Here is an 18,197-nt window from a genome sequence, read left to right on the forward strand (position 1 = left end):
GGCAAAGGTCGCCGCCCAGCGCTGGCCGATCGTGCCCAGGCCGACGACGCCGATCGGTCCACGTCCCAGAATGTCTTGCATCGGTTCAGATCCTTGTCATGCGGGCCGGTCAGCCGCGCAGAAAATCGAGTACTGCGTCCCGGTAGAGCGCCGGCTCGGCCCGCATGGCGTAGTGACCGCCACGAGGGAGCACGGCGAGTTCGGCGCCGGGGATGGCATGCGCGAGGCGCTCGGAGTGATAGGGCGGGGTCACGATGTCGTCGGCCGCGACCACGATCCTGGCCGGACAGGCGATCGTATCGAGGGACTCGTTGACACCATGTCCCAGCACAGCCTTGATACGCGCGCGGATGGTCGCGGCGTCCCGTTCGGTCGCAGGCGCACCGCCGGTCAGCTCCGCAGTGACGCGGGCGTCATTCTCAGCCAGCCAGTACGGCGCATTCAGCAGCGTGAGGGCATGACGCCTGTAGGCGTCGACGCCGAGCCGGTCGAGGATCTCGATACGGCCGGCGAACAGTCGCTCCATATAGGCGCACGGTCGCGCGAAGGTCGCCGAGAGGACGAGGCGCGAAAGACGTTGCGGATGGTCTATCGCCAGTTGCTGCGCGGTCGCGCCGCCGGTGGAGTGGCCGAGGATCGTCGCTTGCTCAATGCCCAGATGATCGAGCAGGCCAATGAGATCGTCGCACATCGCAGCGATGCTGGTCGATCCGTCCAATGGGCTCGAACCCCCGACGCCGCGATGATCGTAAGTGATCACGCGGAAATGGYCGGCACAGACGCTGGCGAAATCCTTCCAGAACGACGCGAGCCCGCCCAGCCCTGAGATCAGGACAAGCGGCGCGCCGGCGCCGGTCTCGGAGAAGGCGAGCGTGCCGCCATCTTGCAGGGGAGCGAGCGCGCTGGTCATGCCGCTTCGGCCCTCGCGTCCAGTGCCGTGCGGACGGCACCGTTGACGGCCGACCACGGGATCCGCAGGTCGAGCCAGGCTGCGAGACGACCTGCACACAGGATCGCCTCGTCGGTCAGCTCCGCCAGCGCAATCTCCGGGCGTCGGAACGCGGTCTCGAGCGCAAACAGGATTTCGGCGCTCTCACCGAGATGGCAGAAGTCGCGCAGGCGGGTACCGGCCTTGTTGCAGGCCAGCGCGGCGATGCTCCGCGAAACCTGCGGCTCCTCGCTCGGGAGACCGCCGCGGACCCACCACAGCAGCTCCTGCAGGATGCGCGCCTCGGATTCGGCCAGGAAGAGCKGGCCGGAGGGGTGCATGATCGCGCGCGAGGCGAGCATGCCGTCGATATCCGGCGGACTGGCCCGCCACAGCGTCTCGCGCCGCGCGACGAGCGCCTCGGGCAAGCTCGAAGCCGGGGACGCCGTCATTTGCGGCTGCGCGCCGTCGGCGAGCACCAGCCGCCCGTCGAACGCCTTCACTCCATGTCCTTCGCGCAGGTTCAGGCCAAGCGCCTGCAAGGCGGGGAGGCCACCTTCGATCTGGCCCAGCAGCGTGACCGTGGCGGTCTCGGCCTGCAGGGGTGCGAAGGTCAGCTCGAGGAACTGCCGCGCCGGCCAATACAGGAAGGCGCCGGGAGGCGCCTCCATGACATCAACGCCGCCCTCGGCGTCCTCGACGAACGGTGCATGCCAGTAGATGTGCTGGCCTGCGATCTTGGGCGTGTGGAGCTGTAGAGGCGCCGGCAGGGTGGAGGCCAGAGACCGAAGCGTGCGGGGCGCGCGCGCGGTATCGCAGGCGATCCGCCAACTCTCGTTGCCGGCAAAGAAATCGAGTTTCATGAAATCAGGATTCCGCGTGGACCGGCAAGCCGACCGGATCAAACCTTCGGGTTGAAGAACGACACCGGCTTCAGAATCTGGTTGCGCATGTCCATCAGCGGATCGGCCTCGACCACCTGGCGGCGATAGGCTTGCCAGGCCGGATCGGCCTCCATCGCATCGCGGCGAGCTTCACGGTCGGCGAGGCTGTCGTATTTCCAGAGATGAACGACACGGCTGAGATCGCCGATATGGGTTTGGAAGAAGCCGAAGGGCTCACGCAGATAGTGGCGCTGCATCGGCAGGCCGACATCCTCATAGAGCCGCAGGAAGTCCGGAAGACGGTTTGGTCGGGCCGTGTAGACGCGGTGGTCGAAGATCATCGTGCTTCTCCATGTTTGCGGAAGCGCTCTGCCCGCTCAACTCATGTGGGGCAGAGAAACGTCCAAGCCGATCGGGCACGAGGCCCTCTCGAGATCGAACGTTCGCCGCCATGCAAATAGTGCATTCCATTGTGCGTACACTTATAGCGCTCTGTCGGGAAATGCGCTAGAGCCGATCTCCGAAAACGCTTGGCTTTCTCCACGCATGCGCCGGTCACGCGCGGCGAACGTCTCGCATCAGGACGCTCGACTCGACCGCGCGGAGAACACCGACGATGAGGAATTCGCCCACGAGTGACGAACAGATCGAGATGTTGCGCCGCATGATTGCGGTTCGGCATCTTGAGGAACGGCTGGGTGAGCTTCACAAGGCCGGCAAGACCCGCGGCCCGATCCATCGCTGCGACGGACAGGAAGCGGTTGGCATTGGCGCGACTGCGATGCTCGATGCCTCCGATTTGCTGACCAGCACCCATCGCGGCCACGCCCATTACGTCGGCAAGGGCGTCGGACTTCATCCGATCGTGGCCGAGATTCTCGGCCGTTCAACCGGGACATGCGCTGGCCGCGCCGGTCATATGCTGATTGCCGATGTCGCGAACGGCCTTCTCGGGGGCAATGCCATCGTCGGCGGCGGAATCCCGGCAGCTACGGGCTTTGCGGTTTCGCTCCAGATGCGCAATCGCGCCGATGGCGGCGCTCGCGTCGCCATGTGCCTCTTCGGAGACGGCGCCGCACAGACCGGCATCTGCCATGAATCCATGAATATCGCAGCCTTGTGGAAGCTGCCGGTCGTCTTCGTGCTCGAGCACAACCAGTACGGCCTGACCGCGCATCACTCGACCCAGTCCTCGGTTCCGGATCTGGTGGTTCGCGCTGCCGGCTATGGCATGCCTGGCGACAGTGTCGACGGCAACGACATCACGGCCGTCTATCGGGCGGTGGCCGCAGCGGTCGACCGGGCGCGGTGCGGCGAAGGCCCCTCGCTTGTCGAGGCCAAGACCTATCGGATGGTCGGGTTCTCGACCAGCGATGTCGGCGGCTATCAGAGCGCAGAAGACCGTGCAGCGTGGCGCGAGCGCGACCCGATCGTCTTCGCCCGCCGCTCGCTGGCCGCAAGCGTATCGCCGGCACACCTGGATGCTGTCGGCGCCGAAGCACGTGCTGCCGTCGATGCCGCCGTAGACCAAGCGCTGGCTGATCCGTTGCCGGGCTTCGTCGATCATGCCCCGAGTGCCCCCTACTACGCTGGAGCCGTGTGATGGCAATGATGCGTTATGCCGAAGCCCTGCGTGCCGCCCTGCGAGAGGAAATGCAGCGCGATCCCAATGTCTGGCTCTTCGGCGAGGACATCGCGGTCTATGGCGGCGTCTTCAAGGTGACGAAGGACCTGCTCGCGGAATTTGGCCCCGAGCGTGTTCGCGACACACCGATCTCCGAGCAGACGCTGACCGCCATGGCCGTCACTGCCGCGATGGCCGGCACGAGACCCGTGCTCGAAATCATGTATGCGGATTTCTTGCCTCTGAGCATCGACGCGCTCATGAACCAGGCATCGATCTACAACTATATCTGGAACGGTCAGGTCACCATGCCGTTCGTGCTCCGCACCCAGGGCGGCGGCGGGGCTGGTGCCGGGGCACAGCATTCCAAGAGCCTGGACGCGCTGGTCGCCCATATTCCCGGCCTGAAAGTGGTCGCACCGGCGACTGCCGCCGACGCCAAGGGCCTCCTGAAGGCTGCGATCCGTGACGATCACCCGGTGATCTTCCTTGAACATAAGCTCCTCTACAACAGCCGCGACGAGGTGCCGGACGGCGATCATCTGGTCGAGATCGGCAAGGCCCGCATCGCGCGGGAAGGCAGCAATGTCTCGATCATCGCCTCCTCGCGCATGGTGATCGAATCGCTGAAGGCGGCCGAACTCCTCGCGGGCGAAGGAATTTCCGCCGAGGTGATCGACCTGCGCAGCCTGCGCCCGCTCGACCGCGACACCATCCGGGCCTCGATCGCCAAAACCCATCACGCCGTAGTGGTCAATGAAGGCTGGCGCTTCTGCGGCTATGGCGCGGAGCTGAGCGCCACCATCATGGAAACGGCATTCGACGAACTCGACGCTCCCGTCGAACGCGTTGCGACCCACGATATTCCGATCCCCTACAGCGAGCCGCTCGAAAACGCCGTGCTGCCGGATGCGGCCAAGATCGCGGCAGCAGCGCGGCGGGCAGTGGCATGAGCGGAGGCCAGTCATGACGAGCGAGATCAGGCTCACCGGCGGCGCCGGCGAATACATGGAAAGCGCAACCGTGGTGTCCTGGGCGGTTGCCGTGGGCGACAGGGTGAAGCAAGGCGATGTCGTCGTCGTCGTCGAGACTGCGAAAGCAGCGACTGAAATCGAGGCGGAGCGCGACGGCATGCTCGTCGCAATCGTCGCTGCGGCAGGGGCCGAGGTCGGCGTCGGCAGCGTGCTGGGCCATATCGGCAATGACGGGGATGCGATCGGCGAAGCCGACATGCCCGAGCCAACCGTTGCGATTGCCACCCCGGAGCCTACCCGGTCCGCATCAATCAGCCTGTCCAGGGATCGAACCCCGATTTCTCCACTGGCTCGCCGCCTTGCCAGGCAGGCGGGGCTGGACACGACGGCGATGGTTGGCACGGGTCCGGGAGGTCGAATCAAGAGCCGCGATATCGAGCGGATCTTGGCCGAGCAACGGCCCGAGCCAGTACAAGTCGGTTCCGCGCCTCGGCAGGGGAGCCCTGTTGCCCGACACAAGGGCAGGCTCCCTCCGATAGTCTTCATTCATGGCTTTGGGGCCAATTCGGGCGCCTGGAACAACGTCCGCGCATATCTCGACCCCACCATCGCGTCATTCGCTCCCGATCTGCCCGGCCACGGCCGCACTGCGGCGGCGGGCAGCCCGAGCCTGAACGCGTTGGTGGATGCAACGTTCGCCTATCTCGAGGACACCGGGCTGACGGAATGCCACATCGTCGGGCATTCCCTGGGTGGCGCTGTCGCAGCCGCCATCGCCGCGAATTCGGCGATTCGTGCACGATCCTTGACCCTGATTGCGCCAGCCGGCCTCGGTCCGGACATCGATGGTGAATTTCTGGAGGGTTTCTTAACGGCCCGCTCGGCAGCCAGCCTGCTGCCTTGGCTGGAACAACTGGTCGCCGATCCCGCCTTGCTTCCCCAAGGCTATGCCGAAGCGGTTTTGCGGGAAAGGTTGCGGCGCGGCGTGGACGCGCCGCAACGGGAACTCGCAGCCCGCCTGTTTCCAGACGCGACCCAGACGATTCAGATCGGGAATGCAATCGCGTCGCTTCACATCCCGACCCGCGTGATATGGGGCAAAGCCGACCGCATCATTCCGGTCTCCCATAGCAGAGGTCTTCCGGGCTTCGTCGCTCTTCACGTGCTCGCCGACATCGGACACATGCCGCATGTCGAAGCCCCCGAGCTCATCTCGCGTCTCATCGTGCAAACGGCCAGGAGTGCGAATCTGCAGGCGGGGCAATAAGCCTGCCGGGCGCCCGACGGCCGGAAGCGAACCATCGCCGGCCGCGTTTCGCGGTCGACCAGGCTGATCGGGACGACGGCACAACCAGCGCGGAACGTAAGGAACCGATCCGTCCGCGGCGCGAGGACCACCGGCTGCGTCGGGCGGCGATATCCTGTCGAAGGCGGTGGCCTGGTTTGCGCACGAGAGCACGGCATGCCGGAACCGGCTCTCCGGCTCCCAAGGGCCCATCGGCGCGCGTTTCCGATCAGGATAATGATCAGCGTCGTCAGGAATTCCGCGCGGGACGCTGGCCTCGACACCGGCACCGAGTGCGAGGGGCCCAGCGTGAACGCCCAAACCGCGAATCGTCTGCGCAAGCGGGTGAGCTCCGGCACCACGGACGTCTGAGCGCCTGTGGCCCCCCTTCAAGCGATCGCCTCGACCTCAAAACGCAAAAAGCGCCGGGAAACCCGGCGCCTGCGACAGTCTTGGTTGGGAATAATGTCTGGAGCGGGCGAAGGGATTCGAACCCTCGACCCCAACCTTGGCAAGGTTGTGCTCTACCCCTGAGCTACACCCGCATCCGGACATTGGCGCGCCAAGCGGCGCGTGGCGGGCTTATTGCCCAAAGCGCTGCGAAGCGCAAGCGCCTTGTTGCAAAGTTTTTCGCCGATGCCCTGATTGGCGCCCCGCCGGCGCCGGAACGGCGCCCTTGCGGTGATGCCGTCCGGCGGGCTAGGCAACGCCAAGAACTCTTTGTTTCCGACGAGTTACGATGACCTCGCCACTGACACCCGACGAGCTCTGCTCCCATCTGGCCACGCAGGGTATTCCTTTCCACAGGCTCGATCATGAGGCGGTCTTCACCGTCGCCGAATCGAAGTCTCTGCGCGGCACGATCGATGGGCACCACACCAAGAACTTGTTTCTCAAGGACAAGAAGGGCCGGCTTTTCCTGGTCTCGGCCCTGGAGAGCACACGAATCGATCTGAAGCGGCTGCATCAGACGCTGGGAGCCAGCGGTCGGCTTTCCTTCGGCTCGGCCGAACTGTTGGAGGAGAAGCTCGGCGTGACGCCCGGTTCGGTCACCGCCTTTGCCGTGATCAATGATCGCGCCGGTGATGTGACGATGGTGCTCGACGCCAATCTGATGAGCGGCGAGGCGATGAATTTCCATCCGTTGATCAACACCGCGACGCTGCGCATCGCACGCGACGACATGCTGGGCTTCCTGCGCAGCACCGGACATGAGCCGCTGATCGTCGATTTGCCAGCACCGGTCGATGGACAGAACGACTGAACCTCCCCATCTATGTGGCGCGCGGCCTATGGTCATGCGCCCGTTTTCGTATGCCCGACCGTGATCGGCCCAGCGTGGCCGCGGTCGATCTTGTTGACGAGATGAAGGAAGACCCATGCTGCTCAACAGCGATGCGGCCGAACAACCCGGCCTGATCAAGGATACGACGACACAGGGCTTCCGGCAGGATGTCGTCGCCGAATCGATGAACCAGCCGGTTCTGGTCGATTTCTGGGCCCCGTGGTGCGGCCCCTGCAAACAGCTGACCCCGGTCATCGAGAAGGTGATCAAGGCTGCCGGTGGCAAGGTCAAGCTCGTCAAGATGAACATCGACGAGCACCCGCAGATCCCGGGCCAGCTCGGCATCCAGTCGATCCCGGCCGTCATCGCCTTCCAGCGCGGCCAGCCGATCGACGGTTTCATGGGCGCCCAGCCGGAAAGCCAGATCAAGTCTTTCATCGAGAAGCTCGTTGGACCGATGGGCCCGGGCGCGACCGAAGAGCTGGTCGCCGCCGCGCAGGAGGCGCTCGAGGCCGGCGATGCGGCCGGCGCGGGCGAACTTTATGCCAATGTGCTGGCGCTCGAGCCCGACAACGTCACAGCGCTCGCCGGACTGGCGCGCCTGCATCTCGACATGGGTGATCTCGACGGCGCCAAGGGCATCCTGGCCACCGCTCCCGAAGCCAAGGCGTCCGATCCGGCGCTGGCTGCCGTGCGTGCCGCGATCGAACTCGCCGAGCAGGCCGCTTCGCTCGGCGATACGGCCGAGCTCGAAGCGAAGGTTGCGGCCAACCCCGGGGATCATCAGGCCCGCTTCGATCTGGCGCTGGCGCTGAATGCCCATGACAAGCGCGAAGAAGCCGTCGACCAGCTGGTTGCCATCATCAAGGCTGACCGGACCTGGAACGACGACGGCGCGCGCAAGCAGCTGCTGCAGTTCTTCGAGGCCTGGGGTCACATGGACGACGCCAGCGTTGCAGGTCGGCGCAAGCTTTCGACGCTGCTGTTTTCATAAGGTGCCGCGATGGAAGGGAGCGACACGCCCATGGGCATGAATGCCGTCTATAACGGAGCCCAGGACTGCCCGCTGGTGATCCCGGTCTTCCCGCTGGCCGGTGCGCTCCTCCTGCCGCGCGGGCAGATGCCCCTCAACATCTTCGAGCCGCGCTATATCGCCATGATCGACGATGCGCTGCGGGACCACCGCACCATCGGCATGATCCAGCCCGAGCCGGAAAGCGGCCGCCAGGCCGACACGCCCGGCCTGTTGCAGGTAGGCTGCCTCGGCCGGATCACGCAGTTCGCCGAGACTGGCGATGATCGCTATATCCTGACGCTCACCGGCATCGCGCGCTTCCGCATTGTCGAGGAGCTCTCGGTGACGACGGCCTATCGCCAGTGCCGTGTCAGCTATGACGACTTCGCCATCGATTTCACCGCGCGTGCGGGGGAGGACGAGGTCGACCGCAACAGCCTGCTCAAGGCGCTTCGGTCCTTCGCCAAGGCCAATGACCTCAAGATCGATTGGAAGGGCATCAACGAAGCACCCAACGAGGCGCTGGTCAACGCGCTCTCGATGATGTGCCCCTTCGGTCCGCGCGAGAAACAGGCGCTGCTCGAGGCCTCCAGCCTGAAGAACCGCGCCGACGTCTTGGTCGCGATCACCGAGATCGAGCTGGCGCGCGGTGGCGGCGACCCAGAGACGACCCTGCAGTGAACCTTTCCCACGCGCCTGCGGCGGCACTCGCGCCCGTCACGTATCCGCCACGCCGGGCCGTCACGGCCTGGCTGTTCTTCGACTGGGCGGCACAGCCATTCTTCACGCTGGTCACCACCTTCGTCTTCGCGCCCTTTTTCGCCTCCGCCCTTGCGGCGGACGCGGCAGATGGACAGGCGCTCTGGGGCTATGCCACGGGTTTCGCGGGTCTCTGCATCGCCCTGCTCTCTCCCCTGCTCGGCGGCATCGCTGACCGCACGGGCCCGCGCAAGCCCTGGATAGCGGCCTTCGGCGCGCTGCTCGTCATCGGCTCGGCCCTGCTCTGGTTTGCAAGGCCCGGCTCGCCCGCCGCGGTTCCGATCGCGCTCGCGGGCTTCATCATCGCCACGATCGGTGCCGAATTCGCCACCATCTTCAACAATGCGATGATGACGCGGCTCGTGCCGCCGGAACGGCTCGGATGGCTCTCCGGCACGGGCTGGGCCATCGGCTATCTCGGCGGTCTGATCTCGCTTGCAATCACGCTGGCGCTGCTCGCCGCAGATCCGCTCACCGGCAAGACGCTGGCAGGCCTCGTGCCGATTCTCGGCCTCGACGCAGCAGCGCGCGAGGGTGACCGCGCCTCGGGGCCGCTCACTGCGCTCTGGTTCGTCATCTTCGTCACACCGATGTTCCTGCTGACACCGGACTCACCGGGAACCGGCATGCGCCTCAGGGAAGCGGCGCAGGGCGGTCTCTCGCGGCTGAAGGCGACCATCGCCGAACTGCCGCGCCTGCCTGCACTTGGGCGCTTTCTGCTCGCCAACATGATCTATCAGGACGGGCTTGTGGCGCTCTTCGCCTTCGGAGGCATCTACGCGGCCGGCGTCTTCGGCTGGCAGACCATCGAACTCGGCATCTTCGGGATCATGCTCACCATCACCGGCACGCTCGGCGCCTGGTTCGGCGGCAAGCTCGATGACCGCATCGGCGGCAAGCCCGTGGTCTTGGGCGCCATCGCCTGCCTGCTCTTCGCCTGCCTCGGCATCCTCTCGCTCGGGCCCGACCGCATCTTCTTCGTGCTGCCGGCTACGCCTCCGGCACCAGGCGACGGGCTGTTCGCCTCGGTGCCCGAGCGGATCTATCTCGCTCTTGGCCTGCTGATCGGCCTGGTCGCCGGTCCGCTCCAGGCCTCTTCGCGCAGCCTGATGGCCCGTCTCGCACCGACGGGCCGGCATGGCGAGTTCTTCGGCCTCTTCGCGCTATCGGGCAAGGTGACCTCGTTCATGGGGCCGACCTTCGTGGCGCTAGCGACCACCGTCTTTGCCAGCCAGCAGGCCGGGCTGGCGGTGCTGATCGCGTTCTTCCTTGTGGGCGGCGCGCTGCTCGCAGGCGTCAACGTGAAACAGGGGCTGGCGAAGTAGAGCGCGGGGGCCTTTCGCCACCGCGCCTTGCCTTGCAAGGACTGATACCCCCCGCCTACGGCAGCGCCTTCAGATAGCGCACCGGCCGGCCTGGCGCCGCGGCCTGCGCCGCATGCACGATCGCGTTCGCGTCGATCCCGAAATGCCGATAGAGGTCGGCGACGCTGCCGGTCTGGCCGAAATGCTCGACGCCAAGGGCTTTCTGCTTGTGGCCGTGCACGCTGCCGAGCCAAGCCAGTGTCGCAGGATGTCCGTCGAGCACCGACACGATACCGCAATCGCGTGACAGTTCGCCGAGCAGCCGCTCGATATGACTGGTCGCGCCATGATTGCCGCGCTGTCGCGCCCGCTCGGCCGCCTGCCAGCCGGCATTGAGCCGATCGGCCGAGGTGATGGCGAGCAGGCCGACATCGCGCCGGTCTTCGCCGAGCAGCCCCACAGCCTCGATCGCCTCAGGCGCAACCGCACCGGTATAGGCGATGACGACGGAGGCGTTCGGGCCCGGCTTCCTGAGCCAATAGGCACCATCGATGATGTCGCGCTCGAGATCGGCCGTCATTGCCCGTTTCGGCTGCTCGACCTGCCGCGTCGAGAGCCTGAGATAGACGGAGCCGCCGGTCTCATCGCGCAGCCAGGTACGCTCGTCGGGATCGCCCTCGCCATCCTTCTGCAGGTATTCGAAGGACCAGCGCATCATCACGGCGAGTTCGTCGACGAAGGCCGGCTCGAAGGCGCAGAGCCCGTCCTGGCTCATGCCGATCAGAGGTGTCGCGATCGACTGATGTGCGCCACCCTCCGGCGCCAGCGTCACACCAGACGGCGTTGCGACCACCATGAAGCGCGCATCCTGGTAGCAGGCATAGTTCAGCGCATCGAGCCCGCGCGAGATGAAGGGGTCGTAGAGCGTGCCGATCGGGATCAGCCGCTCGCCGAAGATCGAATGCGAGAGGCCAAGCGCCGAAAGATTGATGAAGAGGTTCATCTCGGCGATGCCGAGCTCGATATGCTGGCCCTTCGGCGAGAATTCCCATTTCTGCATCGAGGGAATGCGCTCGTCCTTGAAGGTATCGGCCATCGAGGCCCGGGCGAACAGGCCGCGCCGGTTCACCCATGGCCCGAGATTGGTCGAGACGGTGACGTCCGGCGCGGTGGTGACGATGCGGTCGGCCAGGGGGCCGCCGAGCTTCGCCAGCTCGTCCAGCACCTTGCCGAAGCCCATTTGCGTCGACATCGTCGCCTGGATGCCGGCCTCGAGTTTCGCGGGCACAGGCAGCGACGGTGCCGAGAAGCGACGGCGCCCCTCGGAGAAGAAGGGCACCTTGTCGAGATAGCTGCGGAGCGCGGCTTCGGGCAGCGACAGCCCTTCAAACAGGTCCCACTCATGGCCGGGGCGGATCGTGTTGGCTTTCTTGAAGCCTTCCATCTGCTCCTTGGTCATCAGCCCGGCGTGATTGTCCTTGTGCCCAGCAAGCGGCAGGCCAAAGCCCTTCACGGTATAGGCGAGGAAACAGACCGGCCGGTCGTGATCGATGCCCTCGAAAGCTTCGAGCAGCGAGGGCAGATCGTGGCCACCGAGATTGCACATCAGCTTCGACAGCTCGGCGTCGGAGCGGCTCTCGATCAGCGTCGTCACAGGCCCTTGATCGCCGAGATCATCCATAAGGCGCTTGCGCCAGGCAGCGCCGCCCTGGAAGGTCAGGGCCGAGTAGAGCTGGTTCGGGCAGGAATCGATCCAGGCCTTCAGCCGCTCGCCACCCTTCTCCTTGAAGGCGGCCTGCTGCAGCGAGCCATATTTCAGCGTCACGACATCCCAGCCGAAATTGCGGAACATCGTCTCGAAGCGGTCGTAGAGCCCCTCGCGGATCACCGCGTCCAGGGACTGGCGGTTATAGTCGATCACCCACCAGGTGTTGCGGACGCCGTGCTTCCAGCCCTCCATCAGGGCTTCGAAAATATTGCCCTCGTCGAGCTCGGCATCGCCGATCAGCGACACCATGCGCCCATCCGGCCGGCTTGCGCCCCAGCCATGGGCCTTCACATAATCCTGGGTCAGCGAGGAGAAGAGCGTCTGCGCGACGCCGAGGCCGACCGAGCCGGTCGAGAAATCGACATCGTCGATATCCTTGGTGCGCGAGGGATAGCTCTGGGCGCCCTTGTATCCGCGAAAATTCTCCAGCTTCTCGCGGGTCTGCAGGCCCATCAGATAGTTGATGGCATGGAAGACCGGCGAGGCATGCGGCTTCACCGCGACCCGGTCCTGCGGCTTCAGGGCCGCCATGTAGAGCGCCGTCATGATCGTCGCCAGCGACGCGGACGAAGCCTGATGCCCGCCCACCTTCATCCCATCGCCGTTATCGCGAAGGTGGTTGGCGTTATGGATCGTCCAGGAGGCGAGCCAGAGAATCTTCTTCTCGAGTTCGGCGAGAATCGGCAGACGGGGATCGGTCATTTGGCTTCTCTCGATACGGCAAAGCCATCATGCACGCTTCCGGCAGCGATTTTTGCCAAAGATCGCCGACGATGCTTTCCATCTTAGCGCTTTCCGCTAATCCTGCGAACGAAAGCGAGACAAGATGCCAGACTATAAACTCGACGATATCGACCGGCGTATCGTCCAGGCTCTCCAGGCCGATGGACGCATGAGCAATCAGGACCTGGCCGAAAAAGTCGGGCTCTCGCCCTCACCCTGCGCAAGGCGGGTTCGCCTGCTGGAGGAGGCGGGCATCATCGAGGGTTATGTCGCGGTCGTGAACCAGGACAAGCTCGGCCTCCCGGTCTCGGTCTTCGCCTCGATCAAGCTGGAGCGCCAGCGCGAGGAGGAACTCGACCGCTTCGCTGCGGCGGTGACACGCTGGCCGGAAGTGGCCGACTGCTACCTGATGACCGGCCCGCGCGACTATCTGCTCCGCATCATCGTCAGCGACCTCGCCGCCTACGAACGGTTCCTGAAGGACAAGCTGACCCGGCTCGACAATGTCGCCTCGATCGAATCGAGCTTCGCGCTCGGGCAGGTCAAGCGCTCCTTCTCGGTGCCGGTTGAGCTGGGGCGGGGATAGCCAGGCCAGCGACCGGCCACGCCGACGCTCGATCATATCCTTCTGGATGCCTTCTGGCGGCCCCCGAGGCCACGCTCGGACAGCTCTATTCGCCCGGCAGGAACGCGACGCGGCCCGCGTCGTCCCGCACCGTCTCGATCCCGACGCCGTAGAGCTCCATCAGGCGCACCGGCGTCAGCAAGTCCTGCGCGATCCCGCTCGCCAGCATCCGCCCCTCGCGAATCATCATGACGCGGTCGGCATGCCGCAGCGCCTGATTGGGGTCGTGCGTGGTGAAGAGCACGCCCAGTCCTTCGGCCGCGAGGCGCCTGATCTGCGCCATCACCTTGCCCTGGTTGCCGWAATCGAGGCTTGCGGTCGGCTCGTCGAGGATGACGTAGCGTGGTTCCTGCGCCAGCGCGCGGGCGACCAGCACGAGCTGGCGCTCGCCGCCCGAGATCTGCGTGTAAGGGCGCTCGGCCAACCCCGCGATACCGAGGCGCTCCAGCATCGCCATCGCCACCTCGCGATCATGCCGCGAGGGGGCGGCGAACAGCGCGCCATGAGCGGTACGCCCCATCAGGACGACAGCGAAGACCGAGAAGGCGAAGGTTCCGGCATGTGCTTGCGGCACGTATCCCAGCGCTCGCGCCCGCTCTGAGACCGTCAGGCCAGCAAGCGGCTGCTCGTCAAGGGTGAGCCCGCCGGCATGTGGCGGCAGAAGGCCGAGCAGGGTTTTCAGCAGGGTCGTCTTGCCGCTGCCATTCGGCCCGAGCAGGGCAAGCACCTCACCCGCCCGCAGGGCCAGCGTGATCGCCCGGCCGATCTGGCGCTCTGGATAGCCATAGGCGAGATCGACGGCACTGAGGCTCACGACCAGCCTCCACGCGCCGACGCAAGCAGCCAGATGAAGAAGGGCGTGCCGATCACCGCGGTGAGGATGCCGAGCGGCGTCTCGACCGGGCCGATCGTTCGCGCCAGCGTGTCGATGATCAAGAGGTAGCCGCCGCCGAGGATCGCGGCGGTCGGCACGAGCTTGCCGAAGTCGGGCCCGACGAGAAACCGCGCGAGATGCGGCACGACGAGGCCGACCCAGCCGATGATCCCCGCCGCCGCAACGCTCGCCGCCGTGACCAGCGTCGCGGCCGCGACGATGGCAAGGCGCAACGGGCCGGTGTTCAATCCGAGCGCCCGCGCCTCCTCCTCCGGCAGCGACATCACGTTCATGCGCCAGCGCAGGGCGATCAGAACCACCGAGCCGAGGGCGACCGGGCCGAGCAGCGGCAGGAGATCGGGCTTGGCGGTCCCGGCAAGGCTGCCCAGCAGCCAGAAGGTCATGGCCGGGAGCTGATTATAAGGATCGGCCCAGTATTTCACGAGGCCGATTCCGGCGCCAAGCAGCGAGCCGATGACCACGCCGGTCAGGACGAGCGCCAGCACCGGGTCGCCGCGCCGGATGGTCGAGCCGACGACATAGACGGCGCCGACCGCGATCAATCCGCCGATGAAGGCTCCGAGCTGGATGCCGACGATGCCGAGCGAGAAATAGATGCCGACCACCGCGCCGAGCGCCGCGCCAGACGAAGCGCCGAGGATATCGGGCGAGACCAGCGGGTTGCGGAACAGCCCCTGGAAGGCCGTGCCGGCGATCGCGAGCGCCGCCCCGCAGAGCATGGCCGCAATCACGCGCGGGCCGCGGATATTCCAGATCACCGTTTCCAGCTGCGGCGGCAGGCCCGACGGCTGACCGCTCACCTCCGCCCAGAGGATGCGCAGCAGATCACCGGGCCCGACCGGGAAGCGTCCCAGCGCGAAGGCAAGCACGACGCCGAGCGCGAGCAAACCGAAGGCGAACAGGGTTCCGCGCGCGAAGGATGGCGACAAGGGGCTAGCCTCGCCCAGCCAGGACACGGTCGAGTTGCGCGTCGGTCGGCGTCACCTGATAGAATAGCGTGTGGAATTCGCGGGCGAGCGGGCGGATATCCTCGGGGAACTGGGCGGGATAGAGCAGCTTCGCCAGCCACCACAGCCCGATCATCCGGTTGACCGAAGGCGGGAAATCGACCCAGCCGAAAGGCAGCTTAGGGGAGAGATGCACGCGGCGATCGCGCACCGCCCGGACATTCGCCCAGGCAGGATCGCTGGCGACGCCATCGGCGAAGGCCGGATCGATGGTGACGATCACCTCCGGATCCCAGGACAGGATCTGTTCGAGCGAGACATTCGCAAGCCCGCTGCCCGGGGTCTCTGCCGCGACATTGCGCGCGCCGAGGAAGGAGAGCGTCTCGACATTGATCGAGCCGCCGAGCCCCGTCTCGAGCCCGCGTGGGCCGCGCGCGTAATAGACCGAGGGACGCTTCTCCCCGGGAATCGTGGCGATACGCCCCTTGATCGTCGCCATTGCGGTCTCGCACCAGCGCGCCAGCGTCTCGGCGCGTTCGCCGCGCCCGGCCAATTGGCCGAGGATGCGATAGCTCGCCGGAATCTGCTCGAAGCGACCATCCAGCAGCGCATAGGGAATGCCGGTCTGTTCCTGCACCCGCATTGCCAGCTCGACATAGGTTCTGCCCGTCGAACCGGCATCGACGATCAGGTCCGGCTTGAGGCCGAGCACCGCTTCGAGATCGGCGCTGTTGCCGCGCCCGGTGATGCGACCGACTTCCGGCCTGTCGCCAATTCCAGGCAGCAGGAATTCGCGCTCCTCCGCGCGATTGGCGCGCGGCCAGCCGAGCAGCAGATCGGGCGCAAGCGTATAGAGCGTGATCGCAGCAGGTGGCCCCGCCGGAAAGACGCGTTCGACCCGGACCGGAATGGCGATTTCACGCCCGGCGCCATCGCGCACGGTTGCAGCACGCGCAATGCGCGGCGCGGCGAGCGTCGCGGCAAGGCCGCCCAGAACGGTTCGACGGTCAGGTCCGCGCATGATCATGCTCCGTGCCGGCGCCCGCTTGCGGGCAGCGGTTCGGTTTGATGTCGAGAAGCGGAGTGCCGTCGACGCAGTCGAGCCCGCGCACCCGCRGCGCGCCCTCCTCCACCCCAATGAGCCTGACCCGCGACAGGGCGATCGGATTGGGCCGGACCGGCGAGCGCAGTGCAAAAGTGCCGAGGATCTGGCCGCTGGATTTCGGGCTCTGGGTCAGCAGATCCCTTCGGGCCAGGTTCATCCAGTACAGCAGGTCGAGATATGCGCAGGCTTCGACGCCGGCCAGCGCCGGCCACCAGGTCGCACCGACCTCGACATGGCAGATGGGCCCTGATTCCGGGTCTCCACGACGCGGGCATTGATCGCGTGAGGCGAAGGGCGTGCGCAGGCGGCCGATGAAGACGAGATGCGCATCCTGCCGATCGGGCAAGGCAGCGATGGTCTCGCCCCGCCGCGTCGCCTGCCAATCCATTGCCAACTCCGTCACTTCGACCCGCTATGTGGGAGCGCCGGCGCGGCAAAGCCGTGTTTCGCCAGAATCTCCTGCCCCGCCCGCGACAGGATGAACATGGCAAGCCGGTAGCCGTTTGGCGAGGCCTTGCTCATCACGGTCAACCCGTAATCGGCCCCCACCGCGAGCGCAGCCGGCAGCCGGACCAGCGTCACGCCGGGCTGCTCCCCGGCGAGTGGCTGGGTATTGGTGCAATAGGCCAGGAAGATGTCGGCCTCGCCACTGGCAAGCTTGTAGCCATAGGCATTGACGTCGTCAGGGGCGGCAACGCTGCTCGGACCGCCCGTCAGCTGCAGTGCCTTGGCCTCGAGCGCCGCCCTTGCGCCCGGCTTCAAGGCCTCGGCCCGCGCGAAGACCTCGAAAGCGTAATCGCCCGAAGGATCCGCTTTCGGCGTCGAGGTGCCGAGCCTGATGGATGGATCGAGCATGCGTTCMAGCAACGTCTCGGCGGTGACCATCAGGCCCGGCCGAACGAAGGCGCAGAGCTCGTTGCGCGCGAAGAGCACGACCGGCCCGGCCAGGCCCGCGTCCGCCAGTGCAGCCGGGTGGCCCATGTTGGCGGAAGCGAACACCTCCGCGGCTTCGTCCTTGGCCAACCGCTCGCGCAGCAATCCCGAAGGGCCATAGGCAGGTTTGACCTGAACCCCGGTCGCGGTCTCGAATGCCTGCGCCATCTCGGTCAAGGCTGCTCGCAAGCTCCCGGCGGCGTGCAGCAGGGCCGGCTGCTGCGGCTCACCGGTAGAAACCGTGTCCYGCGCCATCAGACGCTCGGCGACGACGAGAGTGCGCATAGGCTGATGCATCGGCCTGCATCGCTTTGCATGAGAAGGGCTGCGGCCGGTCGCCCCTGCCATGCGGCGATCGCCTTCTGCCCTTCGGGGCTGATGAACCGATTCACGCCAACCTATCCGTCATTGATCGGGTCTCATGCGGGACTTGGCCAAGCCCCGCGCTCTGACAGGGTACTCGTTGACCTGTGGCTTGTCGCCATTAGCGACGCTGCATGCTCCGTCACGGTGCGGGTGCGGCCGGTCCTATCGCCATCGATGGTCGGCACTGCGCCGCCCTCGGTGCTCGCCCGGCCCAGGCTGACACGAACGGTCAGAGTTCGTGCGTCCGGAAATTCCTCCAGGCGCAGACGCGATGAACATATTCGCGGTCGCTTTCAGCCTCGCCAAAGGGCGCGACGAGCCAGTCCCAGCGTTCATCCGGCGGCGGTAGCGGGACACGGCGCGCCAGATCCAGCCGGTCCGTCACTGTGCCATCGCGGTCGTGCTCGAGCATCTCGACATCGCTGATCAGGCAGACACGTCCCGCGAAGCGCGCAAGGTCCTGGAGATGCCAGGCGATGCAACGCGCCGGCAGATCATCCGGAAGGGCGGTTGCGCGGTCCCCGTTCTCCTCGAGCCAGTCCTCGATCGGCCAGGCGAGCTGAGACATCAGGTTAGCCGAGATTACCAGATCGACCTCCTTGTCCGCACTGAGATCGGCCAGCGGGTCGCTACGCCCCTGGCTCTCCCCCGCAAGCCAGTTCATGACGCCAGTCAGATCACGCGTCACCAGCTCGACATTGCGGCGCAGCGCCATGCGCAGCCTGACCTGGGGCAACTGGACCACGTCGATCAACACGACGCGCTGAAAGCGTGCGC

The 18,197-nt window shown here is 66.0% G+C and carries 17 protein-coding genes, 1 tRNA gene and 1 pseudogene; 8 read left to right on the forward strand and 11 right to left on the reverse strand.

What is annotated here, in order from left to right; translation table 11 throughout:
* Positions 1 to 109: 109 nt before the first annotated feature.
* The 3 genes from AC1D34_RS18355 to AC1D34_RS18365 are packed head-to-tail and all read right to left on the reverse strand — an operon-like array spanning position 110 to position 2,153.
* Positions 110 to 910 (reverse strand): alpha/beta fold hydrolase, encoded by an 801-nt coding sequence (locus AC1D34_RS18355; protein ID WP_476824938.1) that lies wholly within the window; start codon positions 908 to 910, stop codon positions 110 to 112.
* Positions 907 to 1,791 carry a hypothetical protein gene (locus AC1D34_RS18360; RefSeq protein ID WP_476824939.1) on the reverse strand — a complete coding sequence of 295 codons (885 nt, stop codon included), beginning with the start codon at positions 1,789 to 1,791 and terminating at the stop codon, positions 907 to 909. The genes AC1D34_RS18355 and AC1D34_RS18360 overlap by 4 nt, the downstream gene beginning before the upstream one ends.
* A gap of 38 nt (positions 1,792 to 1,829) precedes the next feature.
* Positions 1,830 to 2,153 (reverse strand): NIPSNAP family protein, encoded by a 324-nt coding sequence (locus AC1D34_RS18365; protein WP_476824940.1) that lies wholly within the window; start codon positions 2,151 to 2,153, stop codon positions 1,830 to 1,832.
* A gap of 275 nt (positions 2,154 to 2,428) precedes the next feature.
* Here AC1D34_RS18365 and AC1D34_RS18370 point away from each other — a divergent pair, with 275 nt between their 5' ends.
* The 3 genes from AC1D34_RS18370 to AC1D34_RS18380 are packed head-to-tail and all read left to right on the forward strand — an operon-like array spanning position 2,429 to position 5,677.
* Positions 2,429 to 3,415, forward strand: a complete 987-nt coding sequence (locus tag AC1D34_RS18370) for a thiamine pyrophosphate-dependent dehydrogenase E1 component subunit alpha (protein WP_476824941.1) — start codon at positions 2,429 to 2,431, stop codon at positions 3,413 to 3,415.
* Positions 3,415 to 4,389, forward strand: coding sequence for an alpha-ketoacid dehydrogenase subunit beta (locus AC1D34_RS18375; RefSeq protein WP_441492749.1), 975 nt, complete (start codon positions 3,415 to 3,417; stop codon positions 4,387 to 4,389). Before AC1D34_RS18370 ends, AC1D34_RS18375 begins: the two co-directional genes overlap by 1 nt.
* A 13-nt stretch (positions 4,390 to 4,402) precedes the next feature.
* A complete protein-coding gene (locus AC1D34_RS18380) occupies positions 4,403 to 5,677 on the forward strand; it encodes an acetoin dehydrogenase dihydrolipoyllysine-residue acetyltransferase subunit (protein ID WP_476824942.1) in 1,275 nt (424 codons plus the stop codon).
* A 488-nt stretch (positions 5,678 to 6,165) separates the two neighbouring features.
* Here AC1D34_RS18380 and AC1D34_RS18385 read toward each other — a convergent pair.
* A tRNA-Gly gene (locus tag AC1D34_RS18385) sits at positions 6,166 to 6,240 on the reverse strand.
* 194 nt (positions 6,241 to 6,434) lie between these two features.
* Here AC1D34_RS18385 and AC1D34_RS18390 point away from each other — a divergent pair.
* From AC1D34_RS18390 to AC1D34_RS18405, 4 genes are all read left to right on the forward strand, one after another.
* Positions 6,435 to 6,959, forward strand: a complete 525-nt coding sequence (locus AC1D34_RS18390; protein ID WP_441492747.1) for a prolyl-tRNA synthetase associated domain-containing protein — start codon at positions 6,435 to 6,437, stop codon at positions 6,957 to 6,959.
* 115 nt (positions 6,960 to 7,074) lie between these two features.
* A complete protein-coding gene (gene trxA / locus AC1D34_RS18395; RefSeq protein ID WP_476824943.1) occupies positions 7,075 to 7,974 on the forward strand; it encodes a thioredoxin in 900 nt (299 codons plus the stop codon).
* Positions 7,975 to 8,004: 30 nt separating this feature from the next.
* Positions 8,005 to 8,676, forward strand: a complete 672-nt coding sequence (locus AC1D34_RS18400; protein ID WP_441507419.1) for an LON peptidase substrate-binding domain-containing protein — start codon at positions 8,005 to 8,007, stop codon at positions 8,674 to 8,676.
* Positions 8,673 to 10,079, forward strand: a complete 1,407-nt coding sequence (locus AC1D34_RS18405) for an MFS transporter (RefSeq protein WP_476824944.1) — start codon at positions 8,673 to 8,675, stop codon at positions 10,077 to 10,079. Before AC1D34_RS18400 ends, AC1D34_RS18405 begins: the two co-directional genes overlap by 4 nt.
* A 55-nt stretch (positions 10,080 to 10,134) precedes the next feature.
* Here AC1D34_RS18405 and AC1D34_RS18410 read toward each other — a convergent pair whose 3' ends face one another.
* Entirely contained in the window at positions 10,135 to 12,528 is a 2,394-nt protein-coding gene (locus AC1D34_RS18410) for a transketolase-like TK C-terminal-containing protein (RefSeq protein ID WP_441492744.1), read from the reverse strand.
* Between the two features lie 124 nt (positions 12,529 to 12,652).
* On the opposite strand from AC1D34_RS18410, the gene AC1D34_RS18415 reads away from it, so the two are divergent.
* Positions 12,653 to 13,135 (forward strand): Lrp/AsnC family transcriptional regulator, encoded by a 483-nt coding sequence (locus tag AC1D34_RS18415; protein WP_043242082.1) that lies wholly within the window; start codon positions 12,653 to 12,655, stop codon positions 13,133 to 13,135.
* Positions 13,136 to 13,220: 85 nt separating this feature from the next.
* Here the strand turns inward: AC1D34_RS18415 and AC1D34_RS18420 are convergent, their stop codons facing one another.
* The 6 genes and pseudogenes from AC1D34_RS18420 to AC1D34_RS18445 form a co-directional block, all read right to left on the reverse strand.
* Positions 13,221 to 13,988 (reverse strand): ABC transporter ATP-binding protein, encoded by a 768-nt coding sequence (locus AC1D34_RS18420; RefSeq protein ID WP_476824945.1) that lies wholly within the window; start codon positions 13,986 to 13,988, stop codon positions 13,221 to 13,223.
* Positions 13,985 to 14,998 (reverse strand): FecCD family ABC transporter permease, encoded by a 1,014-nt coding sequence (locus tag AC1D34_RS18425; RefSeq protein WP_441492742.1) that lies wholly within the window; start codon positions 14,996 to 14,998, stop codon positions 13,985 to 13,987. The genes AC1D34_RS18420 and AC1D34_RS18425 overlap by 4 nt, the downstream gene beginning before the upstream one ends.
* Positions 14,999 to 15,002: 4 nt before the next feature.
* Positions 15,003 to 16,037 carry an iron ABC transporter substrate-binding protein gene (locus AC1D34_RS18430; RefSeq protein ID WP_476824946.1) on the reverse strand — a complete coding sequence of 345 codons (1,035 nt, stop codon included), beginning with the start codon at positions 16,035 to 16,037 and terminating at the stop codon, positions 15,003 to 15,005.
* Positions 16,024 to 16,509 (reverse strand): SAM-dependent methyltransferase, encoded by a 486-nt coding sequence (locus tag AC1D34_RS18435; protein ID WP_476824947.1) that lies wholly within the window; start codon positions 16,507 to 16,509, stop codon positions 16,024 to 16,026. Before AC1D34_RS18435 ends, AC1D34_RS18430 begins: the two co-directional genes overlap by 14 nt.
* Before the next feature lie 11 nt (positions 16,510 to 16,520).
* Complete coding sequence (locus AC1D34_RS18440; protein WP_476824948.1) at positions 16,521 to 17,339, reverse strand: molybdate ABC transporter substrate-binding protein; 819 nt, start codon at positions 17,337 to 17,339, stop codon at positions 16,521 to 16,523.
* 310 nt (positions 17,340 to 17,649) lie between these two features.
* Positions 17,650 to 18,197 (reverse strand): annotated as a pseudogene (locus AC1D34_RS18445) (hypothetical protein); the annotation flags it as partial.

Source organism: Allobosea sp. P1_A7 (assembly GCF_056406775.1).